General features: G+C 65.0%; 11 protein-coding genes and 1 tRNA gene. 7 read left to right on the forward strand and 5 right to left on the reverse strand.

Translation table 11 applies throughout. From position 1 onward, the window contains the following. Nucleotides 1-14: 14 nt before the first annotated feature. Nucleotides 15-731, forward strand: coding sequence for a hypothetical protein (locus tag BL8807_RS05695; protein WP_072724668.1), 717 nt, complete (start codon nucleotides 15-17; stop codon nucleotides 729-731). A 226-nt stretch (nucleotides 732-957) separates the two neighbouring features. Here the strand turns inward: BL8807_RS05695 and BL8807_RS05700 are convergent, their stop codons facing one another. Continuing rightward, a complete protein-coding gene (locus BL8807_RS05700) occupies nucleotides 958-1524 on the reverse strand; it encodes a manganese efflux pump MntP (protein ID WP_072724670.1) in 567 nt (188 codons plus the stop codon). 307 nt (nucleotides 1525-1831) lie between these two features. Here BL8807_RS05700 and BL8807_RS05705 point away from each other — a divergent pair, with 307 nt between their 5' ends. Continuing rightward, a complete protein-coding gene (locus BL8807_RS05705) occupies nucleotides 1832-2290 on the forward strand; it encodes a MerR family transcriptional regulator (protein WP_083570144.1) in 459 nt (152 codons plus the stop codon). A 19-nt stretch (nucleotides 2291-2309) separates the two neighbouring features. Further along, a complete protein-coding gene (locus tag BL8807_RS05710; protein ID WP_072724672.1) occupies nucleotides 2310-2900 on the forward strand; it encodes a sugar O-acetyltransferase in 591 nt (196 codons plus the stop codon). Nucleotides 2901-3137: 237 nt separating this feature from the next. Here the strand turns inward: BL8807_RS05710 and BL8807_RS05715 are convergent, their stop codons facing one another. The 3 genes from BL8807_RS05715 to BL8807_RS05725 form a co-directional block, all read right to left on the reverse strand. Continuing rightward, nucleotides 3138-3632 (reverse strand): inorganic diphosphatase, encoded by a 495-nt coding sequence (locus BL8807_RS05715; RefSeq protein ID WP_072724674.1) that lies wholly within the window; start codon nucleotides 3630-3632, stop codon nucleotides 3138-3140. Between the two features lie 280 nt (nucleotides 3633-3912). Continuing rightward, on the reverse strand, nucleotides 3913-5361 hold the full coding sequence (locus BL8807_RS05720) for an ATP-binding protein (protein WP_072724676.1): 1449 nt from the start codon (nucleotides 5359-5361) through the stop codon (nucleotides 3913-3915). 853 nt (nucleotides 5362-6214) lie between these two features. Then, complete coding sequence (locus BL8807_RS05725) at nucleotides 6215-8458, reverse strand: alpha-1,4-glucan--maltose-1-phosphate maltosyltransferase (RefSeq protein WP_072724678.1); 2244 nt, start codon at nucleotides 8456-8458, stop codon at nucleotides 6215-6217. Nucleotides 8459-8726: 268 nt separating this feature from the next. Between BL8807_RS05725 and BL8807_RS05730 the strand changes: the two genes are divergently transcribed. The 3 genes from BL8807_RS05730 (at nucleotide 8727) to BL8807_RS12150 (ending at nucleotide 19166) form a co-directional block, all read left to right on the forward strand. After that, entirely contained in the window at nucleotides 8727-10646 is a 1920-nt protein-coding gene (locus BL8807_RS05730; protein WP_072724680.1) for a hypothetical protein, read from the forward strand. Nucleotides 10647-10800: 154 nt separating this feature from the next. Next, complete coding sequence (locus BL8807_RS05735) at nucleotides 10801-17913, forward strand: SdrD B-like domain-containing protein (RefSeq protein WP_072724681.1); 7113 nt, start codon at nucleotides 10801-10803, stop codon at nucleotides 17911-17913. Continuing rightward, complete coding sequence (locus tag BL8807_RS12150) at nucleotides 17910-19166, forward strand: sortase (protein ID WP_072724683.1); 1257 nt, start codon at nucleotides 17910-17912, stop codon at nucleotides 19164-19166. The genes BL8807_RS05735 and BL8807_RS12150 overlap by 4 nt, the downstream gene beginning before the upstream one ends. 207 nt (nucleotides 19167-19373) lie before the next feature. On the opposite strand, the gene BL8807_RS05745 is transcribed toward BL8807_RS12150, so the two are convergent. Continuing rightward, nucleotides 19374-19447: transfer RNA gene (locus BL8807_RS05745), tRNA-Met, on the reverse strand. A gap of 232 nt (nucleotides 19448-19679) precedes the next feature. Between BL8807_RS05745 and BL8807_RS05750 the strand changes: the two genes are divergently transcribed. After that, nucleotides 19680-20723: a homoserine O-succinyltransferase gene (locus BL8807_RS05750; RefSeq protein ID WP_072724685.1), complete on the forward strand. Its 1044-nt coding sequence runs from the start codon at nucleotides 19680-19682 to the stop codon at nucleotides 20721-20723. The last annotated feature ends 119 nt before the right edge of the window (nucleotides 20724-20842 follow it).

Below are 20842 nucleotides of genomic sequence, written 5' to 3' on the forward strand. Positions count from 1 at the left end.
GCAGGAGGCAAGAGATGACCCGCACCCCCGAGGAACGCACGCGAAGCAAGGTCGCGCCCATGCTGCTGGCGCAGGCCACCGCATACCTGCTGTTGGCGCTGGCCGCCATGCTGTCGGTCGCCGCCGGTTGGACGGACGGCGGCGAGTCGGGCGTGTGGGCCCGGATTCCAAGCCTTGTCGCCATCGCCGCGGTGTTGCTGGTATTCGTGGCCTGTTGGCCGTTGCGCGCCACCTTCGCCGATCGTGTGGCCTCCGTGGTCTTCGGCGTGATGTCCGTGGTGTTCGCCGTCACCCCTCTGGTGTGGACGATGGGCTTGCTGGAGAGGTCCGCGAAATTCGCGCAATGCGACGCGTGGGCGTTGGGCGCGGGCGGACTGCTGGTGCTGCTGGTGGTGTTCGCCTTCGGGCGGCAGATGGCGCGTGAGGAGCGCTCGCATCTGATCCGCTCGCTTTCGCATTCCGTGACTTCCGGCACCGCGGCCATCTCCGTGGGTGGATGGGCCTTCCTGCCCACGCTGCTGGCCGCCGTTCCCGAGAGCACGGAGGCGGTCGTCGCGCTTGTGGTGATCGTGGTCTTCGCCCTCGCGCTCGCCTTCGCCTCCGTGTATTGGCTGCGTGAGGTCGATCCCGATCCCGCCGCCCGCCATCCGTGGGTCGGCGTCGGCATGCTGCCGGTGATGCTGATGGGCGTGACCGTCGCGCTCGCCACACTGGTGCTGACGCGCCTGTAGTTCCACGGCGGTTCCCCGGGGTCGCCGGGCGGCGGTCGCCACGGTCGCAGGGTGGATGGTCTCCACGGTCGGTGGCGCGTCACGCCTGGGATCTGATCGGCAATCATCATCTGGGTGGCGGGCCGTCACGGGCGGCGGTGCGCCACGTCCGGGCTTTGGATGGCGCGCCACCCGATCGGCCCGCTTCCTAAGACGGTCCCGCCTCAGGAAGCGGGCGAGGGTGTGTTTACAGGACGAGTATGCCCATATGCTCCAGCAGCACTTTGAAGCCGATCACAATCAGCACGACGCCGCCGGCGATCTGCGCGGGCTTCTGCCAGCGGGCGCCGAACAAGCGGCCGATGCACAGTCCGCCGGCTGAGAACAGGCCTGTGGTCACGCCGATGAGGGCGACGGACAGCCAGATGTTCACCTCCATGAAGGCGAAGCTCACCCCCACGGCGAAGGCGTCAATCGAGGTGGCCACGGCCAACGGCAGCATATGACGCCAATCGAAATCGGGGGTCTCGGTCTCGTTGCCCTCATCTTCGCCGAAGGCTTCGCGCACCATATTGCCGCCGATCAGCAGCAGCAGCGCGAAGATGATCCAATGGTCGAAGGCCTCCACATACGAGCTGAACGTGGATGCGGCGAAAAAGCCCAGAATCGGAAACAGCGCTTGGAATCCGCCGAACCACAGCGCGGTTTTCAGCGCGTCTTGGGCGCGGAGCCTGCGCACGGTCAGACCTTTGCCGACTGCGACGGCGAAAGCGTCCATGGAAACGGAAATAGCGATGATCAGTGTCTGTAACATGTCGGTTCAAGGGTTCATCCCGACGAGAAGCTCCCCTCGGGATGGGCCTCGACGGGTGCCCTTAACCACCCGCCTACGCCTCGGGGAGCGTCGACATTCAAACTGCCGGGTTGCACGGCTTTGAATCCAGTTGAATGCTGTTCGAGCAGCCAACGCGAATTACCAGACCGATTGTAACACGGCGCAGGGCTGGTGGTTCGGGCGCGGTGGGGCGTAGCTGGCACGGTGGGTCGACGATTGGCGTGTCGCGGCTTGACTTGGAGCCAACTCCAAATCGTATGGTGGATTCACCGCGAAAGGAGGACGTATGGCGAGCATCAAAGAGGTGGCGGAACGGTACCACGTGAGTCAGGACACGTTGCGCTACTACGAACGCGTGGGCATGATTCCGCCGGTCACACGGACTTCCGGAGGTATCCGGGACTACGGGGACGAGGACCTCAGATGGGTGGAGCTGGCCATCTGCACACGCAACGCCGGCATGCCCGTGGAGGCGATGATTGAATACGTGCGGCTGTTCCGCATGGGCGACGAGACCATCCCCGCGAGATTGAGTCTGCTGAACGAGCAGATGGAGGTTCTGCGGGCGCAGTTGGCGAACATCGAAGACACGATGGAGCGGCTCGCCTACAAAATCGACCGTTACGAACAGGCCTTGCGGACCGGACGCTTGGTATGGGATGACGCAAGTCCGGAGAATGGCGGGCGGGAACGGCGAAGCCAAGACAATGACGGGCAAAGCGATCCCGACGAATCCAATGATTGATGGAAAGGTGAATCACGCGATGACAACGGAATGCAACAAAGGATACGTATATGAGCTGATGGACCAGGGAGGGCCCACGGATGTGCGCGAACCGTACTTCGCCGAGGCTGCGAAAGAGATGATGCGTGCCCGGACGCTGTGCGCCAAAGCGAATGCGATGCTGCCGGACGACCCTTCATATATTCGCCATCTTGAGGAACTGTTCGGTCGAGAGCTTGATGACGTTCGCATCCTGACCCCGTTCATCTGTGATTTCGGCAACCGCGTGACGTTCGGTCGGAACGTGTTCATCAACCATTCCGCTATTCTGTCGGCGTCGGGCGGCATCGAATTCGGCGACGGCGTGATGGTCGCTCCGGGCGTACGCATCGCCACGATCAACCATGATATGAACGAGCGGCACACTATGTACACGTATGGCAAGGTCACCATTGGACGTAATGCGTGGATCGGCATGAACGTGACCATTTGCCCAAGCGTGACGATCGGCGAGTGCGCCGTCGTCGGTGCCGGTGCCGTCGTGACCAAGGATGTGCCCGATTATGCCGTCGTCGCCGGTGTTCCGGCTAAGGTCATCCGATATCTCGACCCCGCCGACCAGCGCGAATAACGGACGGCTGCCGACCGCTTTTCGTTCTCCCGAGAGATCCTCAACCGGGCATGTGGGTTTGGTGTGTCGGGGCTTTGGGATTTACTCACGTCAAACGATTGATTTTCGGGTTTGGTGTGTGAATCGGCCCCATACGGCAAATTCGACACACCAAACTCGTTATTACCTCATAAACAAAAGTGGCCCGCCCCCGATATGAATGTCGAGGGCGGGCCACTTGCGTTCTTGGGGATTTCGTCACTTGCCTTCGTTGGCGAGACGCTCCTTGGCGGCGACGATTTCTTCCTCGGCCTTGGCAGCGTTGGTCCAATAATCGCCGGGCATGACTTCCTTGCCGGGCTCCAGAGCCTTGTACTGCTCGAAGAAGTGCTTGATCTCGGCCTTGTGGAACTCAGAGACGTCGTCGATGTCCTTGATGTCGTCGAAACGCACGTCGGCGGGCACGCACAGAACCTTGTCGTCTCCGCCGGCCTCGTCGACCATGTGGTACAGGCCCACGGCGCGGCATTCCACGATGCAGCCCGGGAACACGGAGTTCGGCAGCATGATCAAGGCGTCCAGCGGATCGCCGTCCTCGCCCAGGGTGCCGTCGATGTAGCCGTAGTCGTCCGGATATCCCATCGAGGTGAACAGCGTGCGGTCCAGGAACACGCGGCCGGTCTCGTGGTCCACTTCGTACTTGTTCTTGGAACCGCGCGGAATCTCCACCACGACGTTGAAGGTCTCTGCCATGTTATCTCCTTGAAGGTCGACAGTTGCGTTGTCGAACACCACAATACCGCGTTTGCGAGGGGGCGGTGCCACGGCGCGGCATCGTTCCTCGTCTCGCGGCGGTTTTCTCTTTTGATTTTAAAAGCAAAAGAGAAGCAAATGGCAGGCAAAAGAACTTTTCGTTGGAATCAAGCCGTTTTGAAGGGATTGTGCTGGACGAAAACGCTTGCGAGGCAAAAGAAAACACCCCGTGAGGCAAATGGCGGGCAAAAGAAAACATGGGTCATGGCGGAGGGCGATGTTAGGCCCAACTGGGCAGGTATCGTACATATCGCTTGCCCGCTTCGGGATCGGCCACTTTGAGGATGTTGCCATCGAGGCAGACTTTCAGCAGTCGCGAGATCTGCGAGGCCGCGCTGCTTGGCAGATCGAACCGTTCGCGCAGACTGGCGTTGGTCATCGGTTGACGCTGCGCGTACTGCATGCAGGCATGCCAGTAGGCGGAATCAATGCGCTGCTGCATGGTCAGATCGCGGAACGGCGTCGCCTGCAGTAGCGTCACCCGCAGGTTGTCGCCTGGCTCTTCGATGCTGGGTGCCGGCATATGGTTCGATTCGCAATCCAGGACGATTTTGTCCCAGCCCGACCCTGCCTCTTCGCACAGGTTCATGCGTCGGCAGAGCGCCGCCATCTTCTCGTTGCGCGAATGAGGCGGGTCGTTCAGCAATCGTGCGACGTCCACAAGGGAACGCCCAGGGTTGGTGAATTCGATGCGTCCATCGAAAATGCAGACCATCGGGCCGGCTCCGGTGATGGACAGATCCTGGTGGATGAGCATGTTGGCGGTGAGTTCGCGTAGTGCCGTGTGCGGGAACGCGCGTATCGTCGTGCGGCGCGCTCCAGTGATGACCTCCCGCTCGGGCAGCAGCGTCTCAATGTAGTCGAGCATGTCGTCGAGCCGGGAATATCCGGACGAGAAGGTGCGACTGCGCGACGGGGCGATCGATGAGGTCCCCTCGTAGCGGATGACGCGAAGCGCCTTACGTGAAACCGTGGGGAAAGTCTCAAGATTGCGTGCGAACATCAACGCGCCGAGATTGGTGATGGCGTGGCGGCCCGAATCCTGCGTGACGATGAGTTGTTCGCTGGCAAGCATATGCAGGAGTTGTTGAGGCGAAGTGGTTGGCGGAATGCCGAACTCCTGTCGATACCAGTCGACGTCGATGAGGTTGAACACCTCGTCCGTGGTGAGTTCTGTGGCCGCGAGTTGCAGCTCGAAGATCTCGGAGCGTGTGCGGATCCACAGTTCCTCCTCGCGCCGCGAGCCATGTTTGAGCTCCTGAGTCGAAGAGCCGGAGCGAATGTATGCGAGTCCGTTCCATAGGGCTGGGCGGTATTGCGCTGGCCAGATGCGAAGCAGCACAAGATGTTTGCCGTTCATTTCGACGGTTTCGAATTGGAACTCGACGTTATCGGAGAGATGCTGACGCAGCCAGATCTCCAAGCCCTGACGTCCGATGGTTGTGGTTCCGGGGTCGAAGTCGGTGCCGGCGACTTCATGGGAATCGTCGTCGATACCCCAGATTTTATAGGCGTAGGTGTGGCCAAGCAGCGCCGCCGAATTGGACATGGCGCAGATATCACGGCCGATGCGTTCCGGATCTGCGTTGCCTCGTTTGAACTCCAGGCACTCGCTTTCGCTGGAGCGGCCGGCCAATGCGGTGATGAGGGCGATAAGATCCTCTGGCATGATTCCTCCTCGACGATGATGTCATCATAGGTTCTTTTGATTTTAAAAGCAAAAGAGAGGCAAATGGCAGGCAAAAGAACTTTTCGTTGGAATCAAGCCGTTTTGAAGGGATTGTGCTGGACGAAAACGCTTGCGAGGCAAAAGAAAACACGCCATGAGGCAAATGGCGGGCAAAAGAAAACAAGGCGCTGGGGTGGATGATATGGGTGCCACGGATGACTGTATGCACAGGGGAGGCTCGATACATGGAGTCCGTGGAACCTGAGAATCGGTGGATGGCTGTGCGCACAGGGAGATGTTGGCTGATTGGGGCCGTCGTGATCTTCGGGCGGTTACCTGCTCCCCGGGTGGTTCTGATCCTTCGGGTGGTTGCCGGATCGCTTGGGCGGTTTTCTGGCCCCTTCGGGCGGTTCCCAAACTGTTCGGGCGGTCGCGTCATCGTCATTCCACAGTTCACCCATCCTAAGAACGTTGGAATTTCAATGTTCTTGTATTACGCCACCGATATAGGCAACCGCCCAAGCGGTCGAAAAACCGCCCGAAGGATCAGGGAACCGCCCGAACACCAGAAACCGCCCGAACACCTCAGAAACCGCCCGAGGGGCCAGGAACCGCCCGAGAACCGGATGAACCGCCCGAAGGCCAGCCCATACTGTCGAGATCCGACCGGGTCACCCGGATGGTTGGAGAATAAGGCCATAGAGGCTGATGCGGTCGTTCAGGTCGATGCCGTTGGTGGTGGCACCCGAGCCTCCAAACGCCAGTGGGGCGTGCGGATACGTAATCCGCACGCCCCACTGCATGGACGTTGCCTGATGAGGGTGCTCTCGAGCGCGCCGAGAGCGCCGACCGGTCAGTTATGCACGACGTGGAAGATGTGCGCCACGTCGGCCCACGGAGCCAGCGAGACGAAGTTGTCCCAGCTCCACGCGAAGTCGCGTCCGGTCAGCTCGTCGCGCATATGCGCGCCCCACTGCGGATCGACTTCGAACTCGGGCATCTCGAAATGCACCATGGCCTGATGCGCGTTGTGTCCGTCGAGGTTGACCACCACGACCAGCGTCTCCGGCTTGCCGGTCGAGGTGAGCGCGGCGGGCGTGTGGCGGGCGAAGGCGAGGATGTTCGGGTCGCTCGTCTCCAGCAGACGCACGTTGTGGTAGCCGAACGCCTCCGCATGCTCGCGGCGGATGCGGTTGAGCGAGCCGAGCAGCGCGCCGATGCCGAAGTCGTCGGCACGGCTCCAATCGCGGATCTTGACCTCGTACTTCTCGTTGTCGATCTGCTCCTCGAAGCCGGGGCGCTGGCGGTTCTCGATCAGCTCGTAGCCGTTGTAGATGCCCCAGCTGGGCGAGCCCATCGCGGCGAGCACCGCGCGCACGGCGTGGCCGGCGATGCCGTTGTCTCGCACGTAGGCGGTGAGGATGTCCGGCGTGGTGGGCCAGAAGGTGTTGTGCTGGTAGTAGCCGGCGTCGCCGTTGGTGGTGAGCAGGTACTCCTCCAGCTCCTCCTTGGTGTTGCGCCACGGGAAGTAGCAGTGCGACTGGGTGAAGCCCACATAGCTCAGCGCGCGCATCATGCCCGGGCGGGTGAACGCCTCGGCCAGGAACAGCACTTCGGGATGTTTCTTGGTGACGGAGGCGATCACGTCCTGCCAGAAGCGCACGGGCTTGGTGTGCGGGTTGTCGATGCGGAAGATCGTCACGCCCGCTTCGATCCACAGGTTGAGGATGCGCTCGACCTCCTTCTCGATGCCGGGCATGTCGGCGTTGAAATCGATCGGGTAGATGTCCTGATACTTCTTCGGCGGGTTCTCCGCGAAGGCGATGGTGCCGTCCGCCTTGTGCTTGAACCATTCCGGATGCTGCTTGACCCACGGATGGTCGGGGGAGCACTGCAGCGCGAAGTCGAGCGCGATCTCCAGTCCCAGCTCGTGGGCGCGGGCGGTGAGCGCCTTGAAATCGTCCATATCGCCCAGCAGCGGATCGACCGTGTCGTGGCCGCCCAGCTCGGAGCCGATGCCGAAGGGCGAACCCGGATCGTCGGGGCCGGCGACCAGCGCGTTGTTGCGGCCCTTGCGGTTGGTCACGCCGATGGGGAAGATCGGCGGCAGGTAGACGATGTCGAATCCCTGCGCGGCCGCACGCTCCAGACCTGTGAGCGAGGTCTTCAGCGTGCCCTGCACGATCTTGCCGGTTTCGGCGTCCCAATAGGCGCCTTCCGAACGCGGGAAGAACTGGTACCATGCGGCGAAGCTCGACTTCGGACGCTCCACCTTGAACCGCTGCGGGCGTGAGGGGGAGACGCCGTCGCGCAACGGGTTCGTGGCGTGCAGCTCGGCGATGTCGGCGTTGTCGGCGGCGGCCAGACGCTGCTCGGGCGCGAGCGAGACGTCGGCGATGACCGCGGCGGCCTGGGTGAGCGTCTTGCGATCACGGGCGGCCAGCTTGGCGTCGGCGCTTGCGGCCCAACGTTCCAGCAGCGCGGCGCCGGCGGCGAGCGCGTTCTCCACGTCGTCGCCCACCTGCACCTTGATGCGCGCGTCATGCAGCCAGGAGACGTAGGCGTCCTCCCAGCCTTCGATCACGACGGTCCACTCGCCCAGCTGGCGCTTGACGGCGGCGTATTCCTTCTCCCACGGCTTGGCGTCGCTGTGCTCGCCGCACATGAGGGTCGCGACCCAACGGTCCAGACCGGCGTTGACGCAGGTCATGGGCACGCGCAGGGTCTCCTTGCCGCGCGGGTTGCGCACCACCGCGGTGGCGCCCACTTTGGTGCGGCCTTCGATGAACACCTGGGCGGTGACTTCGAAGGGTTCGCCGAGCTCCACGCGGGCGGGGTAGACGCCCTGCTCCGCGTTGGGGGTGATGTCCATCACGTTGACGCGGCCGAACTCGTACGGCTCGTTGATCGCGATGGACGGGGCCGGGGCATCGCCTGCGATGCTCCTGGCGGGGGCGGCGGCGCGGGATGCCGCGGCACGCTTCGCCGTGGTCGTGGTCTTGCGGGCGGCCGGCTTCTTTGCCGTCTTGCCCGCTTTCGACGCGGTGGACTTCTTTACTTCGTTGTTGCGCGGTGCCGCGCTCTCTTCTACTGCCATAAGGCCCTATTGTACGAGGGCATCGTGGCGCAACGCCGATGCGGCCCACTAGGCGGGATGGTGGATAACTTGACGCGCGACCTGCCGAAAACCCCGGAATGTGGATAACTTCGCCGCGCAGTTATCCACAACTCGCCGACGGGTATGGGGCTGGAACCACATAGGTCGAAAACTCCGCGCTCGCCGGCGCGATTATGCGATGCTCATGCCAATCGCGTGGATGTCGCGCGAACCGTTGGCTTATTCGGACCTACCTAAGGAGGCAGTCATGATGGCAACCGCATGGCAACGAATGGCGGCACGGGCGCTGTCGGCGCTTGTGGGACTGGCGATGATCGTCGGCGCGGCGCCGGCGGCGTGGGCGGCGCAACTGCTCGATCCCGCGCCGGAGGACACCTACTATCTCATCGATGTCGCCGAGGGGCAGCGCGCGGTGGGCGTCGCCGCGCGTGACGCCGCGGGCAACAACTATTACTGCATTCAGGCGGGGATGCTCGCCGACTACCAGATCGGTCCCACATCGCAGGTTTCCGACGACGACAACGCGAGGCGTCTGGCATGGCTGTACGACACCTACCGCAATGCCGACACGCAGACGCATGCGGCGCTCGGCATATTGACGCAGAACCTGTTCGGCACCCAGCCGCAGGACTGGCAACGTCATTTGGAGGCCGTGAAAGCCAAGTATCCCGGCGCGGTGACCCGGGCGGAAGCGTTGTGGAGGGAATCGTCCGAGCATGCGCCCGCCTCGCTGAAGGTGGAGCGTACGGACGCGGTGGCGCTGCGCGGCGGCAACGTGCGCGTCCGCGTGGCCAACTCCTCGGGGAAGTCGATCGCGGGAGTGCCCTACACCGTGACGTTGGAGGGGCCCGCGCGCTTCGCCAACGGCAAGTCCAGCGTCTCCGGCGTCTCCGGAACGCGGGAGACCTCGCATGCGTGGCGGGCCACGGGAGCGGGTCCGGTGTCGGTGCGCACCACATACCAGCGCCACACGCTCACCCGCATGGACAGCAAGCAGGACTTCCTTACCTACGGCCTCTCCGACAACGTCGGAGGCGAAGCGGTGACGTTCACGGTGCGCAAGGATTTCACTCCCGCGCTGTCCACGGTCACATCCCGCAAGGTGGTGGACGCCGGCGAGAAGGTGGTCGACCGGGTGACCTCCGCGGTGAGCGGCGAGGACAGCGTTTGGGTTCCGGGATTGGAACTGCGGGCGCGGGGCTATTATTTCGCGGGACTGTCGAGCGCGCGTCTCGACATGCGGTTCGAGCCCAAGGCGGGCGAAGGCACGGCGGCGTTCCTGTCGCGACTGGCCGCGAACGGCCTGAAACCCGTGGCGTACGGCACCGCCGCGTTCACCGATTCAGGTCAGAGCGTCGACGCGCAGGCCGTCACCGAACCGGGAGGAAAAGAGCCGTATCTGACCGATGAATCGGGCGGTTTCGGCACATGGGTATGGGCGTTCGAACGCGACGACCAAAGTCTCGAGGCCCAGGAATATGTGCTCAAGGATTGGACCAGCGCGTTCGGCGACGCTTCGGAGACGAACAGCAACCGCGCAAAAGTCGCCGTCGACTCCACCGTGACCGAACATTCGGCGGATGTGGGCGCCTCGTTAAGCGACACCATCACCGTCAGCGGTTTTCCCGACGATCACGGCACGTTCGCCGGCGACGAGGAGCTCGGAATCGGCGCGGACCGTCAATACGCGCGGGTGAGCGTGTGGTGGTCGGGCGATATGGACGATCCCTCGAAGGACGACGACCACCGCCCATCCTCGAAGGAGCCTCCCGTCGAGGACGAGCATCATCGACTGATCGGCACATGGGAGTACCGGGCGGTCAACGGCACGTTCAAAGTCGGCGCGGGCGCGCCGGACGCCCATGGCGAGGCGGTGCATATCACCGCGGAAAACCATGGTTGGTACGTGTTCGTCTGGAGTTTCGACGGCGACGACCGGGTGATGCCCCACACCAGCCGCTACGACGACGCTTGGGAGACGGTGCGGGTCGGCGAGCCATGGGTGCCTGAGGAGCCTGAAAAGCCGCAGGAGCCGCCGCAGACGCCCGAAGAGCGACTGCCCATCACCGGCGTGGGTGAGATGGTCGCCGTCGCCATCGGAGTCATGGCCGCCGCGGCCGTGGTCGGCGTGACGATGTTCGCCATCATCAAACGGCGCAGTCTGTAGCGCGACCCGTATGGGTCGAGCATCGGGAACGGCGTGCTCGCCCACCCGCGCCCGCGACCGGCGATTCGTCATAGGGCACGAGGGTGCGGTCGGAGGCGAAGCGTCATAACGGCATGACGATAACAGGCATGGCAAGGAACGAAGGAGTACGACGATGGTACGGAACATAATCGGCGATGGTGCCAGAGCGCTGGTCGCGATCGCGCTGGCCGCCATGACCGTGCTGACCGTGTTGGCCGCCATGGCGTGCGTGATGCCGGTCATGGCTCAGGAACCGGCCGCGGCGGAACCCTATGCGAGCGTCTCCATCGAAAAGCTGGCGGACGGCACGGGCCACGGCACGGCCGCGCAGACCTTCATCAACTCGTCCAACGGATTCCTCCCGGGCGACGAGTCCGCCGACGACGGCGTGGTCGCCTCCGCGGACACCGTCGCCTATCTGCTGCGGCTGCGGTTCACCGCGGCGGGGCAGCGGGACGTCCGCGTGGAGTGGGATCTGCCGGAACAACTGTCCGCCCTGGACATCGGCTGCTATGCGGGCCGCATCGTCACGGCGACGGCAGACGGCGAATCGGCGTGCCTGTACCATGTGCCGGCCGGCGCCGTCGAATCCCTGGAACGAGTCGTCACCTTGACCGCGCGGGACACCGGTGGCGTGGCGGTCGACGGTGTGCGGCCGACCGTCTCCTTCTCCCGGCAGGGAGGGCGCGGCTATACCGTTCGGCCGGAAGCGTTGACCATCGTCAGCGCGCCCCGCGCCGACCTGGTGGTCGACAACGGCGGTCTCGGCGACGCGGGCGACAAAACGGAACGTGTCAGCGCATGGACGCAATCCGGCCAGGTGAGCGGATGGTTCGACCTGCGCATCCGCCATCTGACCTACCCGGGGCATACGACCACCCATGGCGCCAGCGGCGCGGGCGAATGGAGCGCCACCGTCGACGTCTCCGCGTTCCCCGCCTCCACCACATGGACGGTGGGCGGAACGCCGGTCGCGGCCTCGAACGGCCGGCTGCGTATCGAACGCGCGAAAGGCGAACAGCGCCTCGAATGGTCGATTCCCGCCGTCGATCCGACGATCCGAGGCATGGCCGAAGGCGGCGTCATCGACCTGGACATCCACGTCGCGCCCGACAAGGGCGGTTTCCAAGCGCGGGGAGAGACGGCCCTGGCCAACAACGGCGACGGCGGACAGCCGGGCGACGGCATGGCGCGCGACGAATCCACCCGAGACGAGCGCACCGGGGCGATCGCCGGCTATCCGTACGCCAACAACGACTACAGCCGCGCGATCATCGAACGGCCCGCCAGATGGCAAAGCGAAGGCGACCATATGTTCGGCCGATACGATCCGCTGGCACCGGCGATTCCCTCCGGATCGACGCGATTCGACCGCGAAGGGCGCGAATTCGCCGCATCCGGTGCCACGCGCGCCGTCGGCGATCAAGGCGTGGCGCGCGACACGCAAGTGCTGCATCGTCTGGTGCTCTGGCCCGGCAATATGCCGGATTGCGAGCGAAACTGCGATGCGCGGCTCTCCTACCAGTGGGACCGCGCGCAGGAACGCTACAACGGCGACCTGCGGGTGCTGCTCGACGGGCAGCCGTTGGACAGTCGCCTGTGGTGGGTGGAATGGAGCGCGGACATACTTCCCGACGCGTCCGGCGATGACGGCGTATGGCATACGGGAACCCCGGACGCCACGGCCCGGGCCATACGGCTGCGCCTGCGCGACGACATCGGATACGGCGGCGCGTCGGACGGCGGCACGCTGGAGATGCGTTTCGTCAGCCGCGCCATCGCCGATCCGGCCCGCGGCAACGTGCGGGTGGAAGGCGAGACGCGGATGCGCATGGGCGACCGGCTCACCAGCAAACCCCTCGCCTCCGGCTATTGGGTGGTGGCGCCGGGGAATCCGGAAGCGACGTTGAAGGCGGACGCGCAAGCCACGTCCAGCGACGGATTGAAGGCCGACCCGCTCGATCTGCGCCCATCGGATGTCGTCACCTACACCATCACGCCGCATATCGCCAATATCGCCGACTCGTCCACCCCGCTCACCGCCACCGTGACGGCCGGCCTGCCCGAAGGGCTGACCACTGTGGAGAATCTCACGCCCCAATGGACGATGCGCCGCGACGGACGCACGTTGACCTTCACCCTCGCCGGGCATACGCCACCGTATGACGCGGACGGCGACGCCTCCCTGCCCGCCATCCGATGGAGCGCCACCGTCTCCAACCTCGCGCAGGGCACGCTCGCCTCGGCCTGCGGCATGCGGGCGCTCGCCGCAGGCGCCGCCGCCGTCTCGAACACCGCCAGCACGCAGGTGGCCGTCAGCCGGGCGGATATGCACGCCGCGCGCGTGACGGCGCTCGACGAACGCGTGGAGGCGGGGGACAAGCTGCGTTGGCGTTTCAACATCGTCGACCGCGGCGTCGCACGCGAGGGAACGGTCACCACGGTGCTGCGCCTGCCCTCCAATCAGGACTCCGCCATGACCGGCGCGAACAACACCGGCCTCGACGGCACATGGAAGGAATACACTCTCGGATCGTCGGCCTTCCACGGCCGTCCCGCCCTCGCCGGACCCGTGGAATTGGATGGGGAGAACACCAGCGAAGGCACCTCCGTGGCCTATGCGACCGACGGGAGATACTCCGACGATCCCCGCTACTACCAGTGGCGCGCGTGGGACGACCTCTCCCAAAGCGAACGGGCTCGCATCACCGCCATCCGCATCATCTCACCGTTCACCCGCACCTCCACGCGCATGGCCTGCGCGCAGGGAGTGGTCACCCTGACCGCGGACGGCAGCCAGACCGACGACCTCTACCATCTATGGATCGGCCGCAGCCGTTTCAGCGCCGGCGCCATAACCGCCACCATGCCCTGGCCCGACCGCATCCGCGTATCCGACGCCTCCATCGCAGGGCGTCTGTGGTGGGACGAGAACGGCGACGGGCGTGTGGACGCCGCGGAATCCGGCATCGCCTCCGTCACCGTCAGCCTATGGCGGGCGGACGGGCAAGGAGCGGCCGTCGGCACCGCGCTCGCCACCACACGCACCGCGGCGGATGGCGGCTACCGTTTCGATCGGCTACGGCACGGCGACTACCTCGTCACCGTCGCCCGCGACGGCGAATACGGCGTGCCCCGCCAGCGCGACGACTACTACGGGCGGGCGCACACGGTGCGCAACACCGCCACATGGAACGCGCGCTTCGGCACCCAGGCAACGGACGTCAGCGACCGCATCGCGCTGGGCGTCGGCGAGACGCTCGCGCATGTGAACTTCGGATACGACGCGCCGGATCCCAAAATCACCGTCGACAAAACCCAGACCAGACTCGAATGCCCCGACGACGCGGCCGAGGCGTGCACGGTCGCCTGGGATGTGATCGTCGACAATGTGGGAGACCAGAGCGTCGACGCCGACGGCATGCTGACGGACCGCACCAGCGACGACGTCACCGCGCTCGCCGCCACGGCCGGCACCATCGCCCACACGCCCGACAGCGAGGTCGTGTTCTCCTCCGTGCATTCCGGCGGCACCTTCGCCTACGCCATCGACACGCAAGGCCACCTGTGGAGCTGGGGCCGCAACGACTACGGGCAGTTGGCGCTTGGCGACACCACGGACCGGCACGCGCCCACCATGGTGCCTACCGACCGCACGTTCGCGACGGTCGAAACGACCACCAACGGCATGCTCGCCCTTGACACGCAAGGGCGTCTGTGGGCGGCCGGGCAGAACCAGCGCAATGTGCTGGGCGACGCCGACAGCGCCGCCAACTACGCCTGGAACGACAAAACCGGCTTCTCCACCCTGCATGCGGTGATGCCGGAGCGCGCATGGGCGAGCGTGAGCGTGTCCGACGGACTGACCCTCGCCATCGACTCCCAAGGGCGTCTGTGGAGCTGGGGCGCGCTCAGCGACGGCCTCGGCGTGGGACGCGCCGCCACCTCATCCGTGGCGTCCTCATGGATCGAAGCCACCCGCCTGTCCCTCGACCAGACCTTCTCCACGGCGCAGGCCGGCAGCAGCGCGGCGTTCGCCATCGACACGCAAGGGCGTCTGTGGAGCTGGGGAGACGACTGCCGGTTCGGATCGCAAGGCAGCTGCGGCGCGTTGGGCGACGGCACCACCGGCGGGCGCACCTCCCCGGCCAAAGTGATGTCCAACCGCACGTGGCGCGACGTGGTCGTCTCCGGCAGCGTCACCAATTGCACCGTGCTCGCCTTGGACACCTCCGGCAAGCTTTGGGTCTGGGGGCAAAACGCGGCGCAACGGACATTATGGAACCTCGGCATCGACGCGCGGTCCGCGGCCACCCCCACCGCCATCATGACGGGGCGGACATGGACCGCCATCGCCGGAGGCGACGTGAAAGCCGCCATCGACGCGCAAGGACACATCTGGATGTGGGGATCGAACGCCCACGGCGTCTACGGCGACGGAACCACCAGCGCCAGCGTCACGCCCCGACTGGTGCGAGACGACCGCGCGCATATCGCGATATCGAACGGCATGGCCACCCTTGCTCTGGACGTGGATGGCCGCATCAGAAGCACCGGCGTGGGCAAACGCGGCGCTTTAGGCCTCGGTCCAAACGTCACCGCCGTGACCGTCCCCACGTTGGTCGATATGCGCGAAGCCGGCGAACTGTCGGATTCCACCGCCGTTCCGGTCACGCCCGTCAGCGTGGGGCAGACGGGCGACCTCGTTGAACGCGTCTATCGTCTGCCGGCCGCCATCGCGCCCGGCGAACGGATGGTGTTCCATTTCAGCGGCTCGGTGACGCGCTCCGAACAACGTCGGCCCATCGTCAACCAAGCGTGGTTCGACTCCCCGGACACGCCATACGCGGGCGTTCCCCATGCGCGTTCGGCGGGCGTGGACGAACCGGAACCTCCCGACGCCGTACGGCTGAACGCCGCCACCCACGACGTCGTGGGCAATGCCACATGCCGCAGCGGCGGCGACTACGCGTCGGCCGGACTTGAACATTCCTTCGCCGCGGGCAACGAAGACTCCTGCGACCAAGTGGGCGCGATGGTCCCCGCCGGCTCCACCGCGCCCGTGCCCGGGTCGATCGGCGGCCTCGCCTGGCTGGACGGCAACGCGAACGGATTGCGCGACGCCGGCGAACGCATGCTCGGCGGGGCGGTGACCGTCTCCTTGTGGTCGTTGGACGCTTCCGGCGGCGAAACCAAAATCGACGAAACCGTCACCGATGAGAACGGACGGTACGTCTTCGACCGGCTCGCCATGGGCGATTACCGTATTTGGTTCGCTTTGGGAGACGCGCGATACGGCTTCACCGCACCAGGCCAAGGCAATGGCGTCAATGATTCCGATGCCAGCGACCGCGCCGTCGACTATGGCGGCACCGGCGTGCTGACGTTACGCGCCGCCTCCTCATCCCACGACCACGTCGACGCCGGCGCGGTCGTCACCAGCCCGACCATCGGCCTGCTGCCCTTCGCGGGCGGCAGCGCCATGGCCGCGCCCCTCCTGTTCCTCACGCTGATCGGCGGCCTTGCCGTCGTAGGCGCGAGGCGCAACCCCATCACCACTATCGGAAAGGACACCATCATGACCCGCACCTCCACCATCGCCTCCCTCGCCGCCGCGGCGGCCATCGCGATACTCGCCGTCGCAGGCGTCGCCCCCGGCGCTTTCGCCGCCGATTCCGCCGTGGATCTCGCCAGCAAGGAGAGCATCACCATCAGCTCCACCGGAGCTCTCGCCGGACACAGCTTCACCGCCGCGAACCTGGCCGAATACATTGCCGCCCAAACCGACGGCACCGTGCTCACCGGCGTGGATATGAGCACCAACGGCAAACTCACATCGGCCGTCGCCTCCGCGCTGGATCAGATCGACACCGACTCCGCCAAAGCCGGTGTGCAGAAACCCGCCTATGATGCGAAGAATCCCATGAAATGGGTGTCGACGAATCTGCGCGAGAACGCGACGCCGCAATGGTCCGGCCAGCTGCGCGAATTGGCCGGTCTGCTCGCGCGGGACGCCACGGTCACGGCCGCCGCGACGAGCAAGGCGACGGTAAACGGCGCCACGGCCACATTCTCGGGTCTCACTCCCGGCGTGTATCTGATCCTCGACTCCACCGCCGCGGGCACGCCTGCGTCCCTGCCGATGATCGTAAGCACCAAGGCCGGCGGGAAAAGCTTCGCGACGATGACGTTGGGCACGGCGCGGATCAAGCTCTCCGCCGTCGCGCCGCCGGTGAAGAAGATTCTGGAATCCGACGGAAACTCCACCAAAACCGTGGACGCGACGCATGCCGCCATCGGCGAATCCATCACCTACCGCATCACCCAGCAGGTGCCGAATTGGACCGGCTATGACGGCTATCGGCTGCATGTGGTGGACAGCTTGGGCGAGGGGCTGACCTATGGAGAACTGGTCGGCATCAAGGTGAACGGCAAGGCGCTGCAGTCCGACCAGTTCCTGGAGAAGCTTTCGGGACGGACCGCCACATGGACGATGGGCGGTGCGGGCGACGATATCCTCGCCACGCAGGCGCTGCGCACGGTGTTCGCGCCGGGAGCGAGCATCCAGATCGACTACCGCGCGAGCATCAATGCGCAAGGCGTGATCGCGGGCGCGGGCAATCCGAACAGCGTCAAACTCAGCCATACCGCCGACCAACGCGACAAGGGCGTGATGCGCGAGGTGCCGGGCAACACCGTCACCGCATACACCGGGGCGTTCAGTCTGAACAAAATCGATGGGCAGGGCGCCGCCATCGACGCTTCGTTGGGTGCCCGATTCCACATATATAAGGTGGAGAACGGCACGCGTTCCGGAAACGCGCTTAAGTTCTCGAACACCGGTTCGGGCGCATACACGTTGGCGGCCGACCAGCAGGGCTCCGGTCTGGTCAGCGACATTCCGGCCGGCAAGGCCACGCTGAACGGTATGGATGGGGAATACGAGGTCGTCGAGGCGAGCGCGCCGCAAGGCTATCTCTCCGCGTTCAAGCCGACGTTCCGGGTGTCGGTGACCACCGGCGCGAAAGGCGTCACCCTGACCATGACCAAGCGCGACGGCGACGGCCTCGCCTCCATCGATTCCGTGAACACCAGGCAGGTCAATGTCGTGAATCTCACATCGATGACCCAGCTGCCGATGACGGGCAGCACCATGCTGACCATCATGTCGGTCGTCGCGGTTCTGCTGATCACGGGCGGCGGCGCGTTGACCCTCTGCATGTCGCGCAAGGTCGGCGGTCGATGATGAGAGGGCGGGCCGCATGGGATGGATTCCTCGCGGACGATCCGGGATCCGTGGATGGCGGCGCGGCCGTCGACGGCCATGCGGCCGGCCTTGAGTCCCGCAGACGTCTGCGCGCGCGCATGTCGCGCGCGTGGACGGCGCGGTTCCTGGGATTGACGGCCGTGCTGCTGGGCCTGCTGGCGATCGGCGTTCCCCTGATGTGGCGGGTCGGCGAGGGCGCGCGTCTGCACGAGGTGGTGCGGGCGGCGGACGCGGATATCGAAACGCGCGGTGATGCCTTGGTGCGTGAGCAGATCGCGCTGGCCCGAACGTACAACCAGTCGGTGGAGACCTTCGGCACGGTGATGCGCGCCGAAGCGGTCGATCCCCTGCAAGGCGACGACAGCGCGCGCAGCGTGTCGGACCGCACGTACCGCAACGCGCTCGACATGGACGGCACCGGATACATCGGGTCGATCGTCATCCGGGCGATCGGCGTGCGGCTGCCCATCTATCACGGGACGGGTTCGGCCACGTTGCTTCGCGGCGTTGGCCATCTGTATGGTTCCAGCCTGCCGGTCGGATCCGCGTGCCCCGCGGACGATGCGGGCGGACCTTACGCAGAGGGTGGCGCGGACGCATCGGATGAACCAGACGCTGCGGATAACGCGGGCGTTGCGGATGAGCCAGGTGTTGCGGATGAGCCGGGTGTTGCGGATGACGTGGGTGTTGCGGATGACGCGGATGATTCGGGCCCAGTGGATGACGCGGGCGACGCGTGCGCGGGCAGCCATGTGGTGCTCAGTGCGCACACCGGATTGGCCGACGCGACGATGTTCTCCCGTCTGGACACGCTGACCTATGGACAGGAGTTCTCCCTGCATGTGGCGGGCGAAACCATGCGCTACCGCATCGACGGCATCGCGGTGGTCGAGCCGAATCGCACCGACCTGTTCGGATTGGAATCCGGAGAAGACCGCGTCAGCCTGCTCACCTGTGTCGGATTGGGCAATACGAAACGCCTGGTGGTGTCCGGTTCGCGTGTGGCGCGATCCGAAGGCGGCGAGACATCCCACGGCGAAGAGGAGCCGGAATCGGCGGCGGACGGCATGCCGCGTCTTAGCAGCATCGTGTTCCTCACGCTCGGCGGCATGGCGTGGCTGGCGCTTTGCGCCGCGATGGTCGTCGTCAGCCTCGAAGAACACCGACTGCTCCGCGCGCTCGCCGCCCGCCACGCGCGCGTCCTTCCACACGCCGCACCGCGCGGTCCATGATGCGGTACATGGTGCGGTGTGCCCATGGTGTTGTACTTTCCATGGTGCGGTGCCTTGAAAACGTTGAAATTCCAACCCACCGCACCATGGGGTCGCCGCACGATGGGCACCACCGCACCATGTGCCGCACGATGGGAGTCGTGTTGCCCGGCGCGATCCGCGAAAACGAGAAAAGCCAGGAACCGTGGTTCCTGGCTTTCGGGCTAGTAGCGGGGACAAGATTTGAACTTGCGACCTCTGGGTTATGAGCCCAGCGAGCTACCGAGCTGCTCCACCCCGCGTCGGCTTGCCGTTTGGCAACTCTATCTACTTTACTCAGTTTTTTCGATCCGTCAATCCAGCGTGTCGCATTCGCGCGCCGCCGCCCGACGCCGCCTGCGACAGGCCGGGCGGATACAGGTCCCCAAAGCCTGACTCCATAGGGTGTCACCCGGATGCCTGCTCGCCGCCCGGCCGGTGACGCCGTCGCGCTGCGGAATCGCGAATATCCCATGCTGGGTCATAATGGGAGGCATGCCTATCAAAATCCCCAGCGGCCTGCCGGCCCGAGACATTCTCGACTCGGAGCGCATCTTCGCGCTTGAGAAGCCCGAGGCGGAGCGCCAACGCGTCCGCCCGCTCAAGCTGGTGATTCTGAATCTCATGCCCAAGAAGATCGAAACCGAGACGCAGCTGTTGCGTCTGATCTCCAAATCGCCTCTGCAGGTCGAGATCGACTTCATGAAAACCTCCACGCATGAGGGCACCCATGTCTCCGCCGACCATCTCGTCACCTTCTACGAGACGCTGGACCGTTTCCAGAACAACTATTACGACGGTTTCGTGGTCACCGGAGCGCCGGTGGAGCACCTCGCCTTCGAGGAGGTGGACTATTGGCGCGAGTTCGAGACGATTCTCGATTGGGCCGCGACCCACGTGTTCTCCACCATGTATCTGTGCTGGGGCGCGATGGGCGCGCTGCATTATCGCTATAACGTGGGCAAGATCGACCTGCCTCAGAAGCTGTTCGGCGTGTTCCCGCAATATCTGCAGGACGAGTACTGCTTCCTGACCAACGGCTTCGACGAGATTGCGCTGCAGCCGCATTCCCGTCTCGCCGGCGTGGACGAGGCCGATATCGCCGCCCATCCCGACCTGCAGGTGCTGACCTGGGGTCCCGAGTCCGGTCCGGGCCTCGTCGCCACGCGCGACTTTTCCGAGGTGTTCGCGCTGGGGCACTGGGAATACGGCAAAACCACGCTCGCCGAGGAATACGAGCGCGATATGGCCAAGGGCATGACCAACGTGCCGTTCCCCCAAAACTACTTCCCACACGACGATCCCACGTTGGAGCCGCTGTTCTCGTGGCGCGCGCACGGCAATCTGCTGTGGCGCAACTGGCTGAACTGGGTCTACCAGACCACGCCGTACGATCTGACCGAAGTGCCGGGCCTGCGCGCCGAAAAGCGGCTGGGCACCGACCGCTCCATCCGCCATGAGCCGGGAAGTCCCCGAAAGGATGGTTTCACGCCCTTCCTACGCGACGGCTACGGCGTGGTCGCGGATTCGAGGGCATAGCCGTCCTTCCCGTTCCGTGTCCACGGTGGGCGCGACCGGTGTTCCATGCCTCCCAGCGCACGCGGACGGCGAGGTGGATGCGGCGCGGTCTCTCCCATATGTTCGCTCCCGCGGGCCGG

The sequence above is a fragment of the Bifidobacterium lemurum genome (assembly GCF_014898175.1).
GTDB lineage: Bacteria > Actinomycetota > Actinomycetes > Actinomycetales > Bifidobacteriaceae > Bifidobacterium > Bifidobacterium lemurum.

Bases quoted from the DNA above. Each gene is read 5' to 3' on its own strand.
- BL8807_RS05695 (WP_072724668.1), top strand. From the start codon at position 15: ATGACCCGCACCCCCGAGGAACGCACGCGAAGCAAGGTCGCGCCCATG.
- BL8807_RS05725 (WP_072724678.1), bottom strand. From the start codon at position 8,458: ATGGCAGTAGAAGAGAGCGCGGCACCGCGCAACAACGAAGTAAAGAAG.
- BL8807_RS05700 (WP_072724670.1), bottom strand. From the start codon at position 1,524: ATGTTACAGACACTGATCATCGCTATTTCCGTTTCCATGGACGCTTTC.
- BL8807_RS05710 (WP_072724672.1), top strand. From the start codon at position 2,310: ATGACAACGGAATGCAACAAAGGATACGTATATGAGCTGATGGACCAG.
- BL8807_RS05750 (WP_072724685.1), top strand. From the start codon at position 19,680: ATGCCTATCAAAATCCCCAGCGGCCTGCCGGCCCGAGACATTCTCGAC.
- BL8807_RS05735 (WP_072724681.1), top strand. From the start codon at position 10,801: ATGGTACGGAACATAATCGGCGATGGTGCCAGAGCGCTGGTCGCGATC.
- BL8807_RS12150 (WP_072724683.1), top strand. From the start codon at position 17,910: ATGATGAGAGGGCGGGCCGCATGGGATGGATTCCTCGCGGACGATCCG.
- BL8807_RS05705 (WP_083570144.1), top strand. From the start codon at position 1,832: ATGGCGAGCATCAAAGAGGTGGCGGAACGGTACCACGTGAGTCAGGAC.
- BL8807_RS05720 (WP_072724676.1), bottom strand. From the start codon at position 5,361: ATGCCAGAGGATCTTATCGCCCTCATCACCGCATTGGCCGGCCGCTCC.
- BL8807_RS05715 (WP_072724674.1), bottom strand. From the start codon at position 3,632: ATGGCAGAGACCTTCAACGTCGTGGTGGAGATTCCGCGCGGTTCCAAG.
- BL8807_RS05730 (WP_072724680.1), top strand. From the start codon at position 8,727: ATGATGGCAACCGCATGGCAACGAATGGCGGCACGGGCGCTGTCGGCG.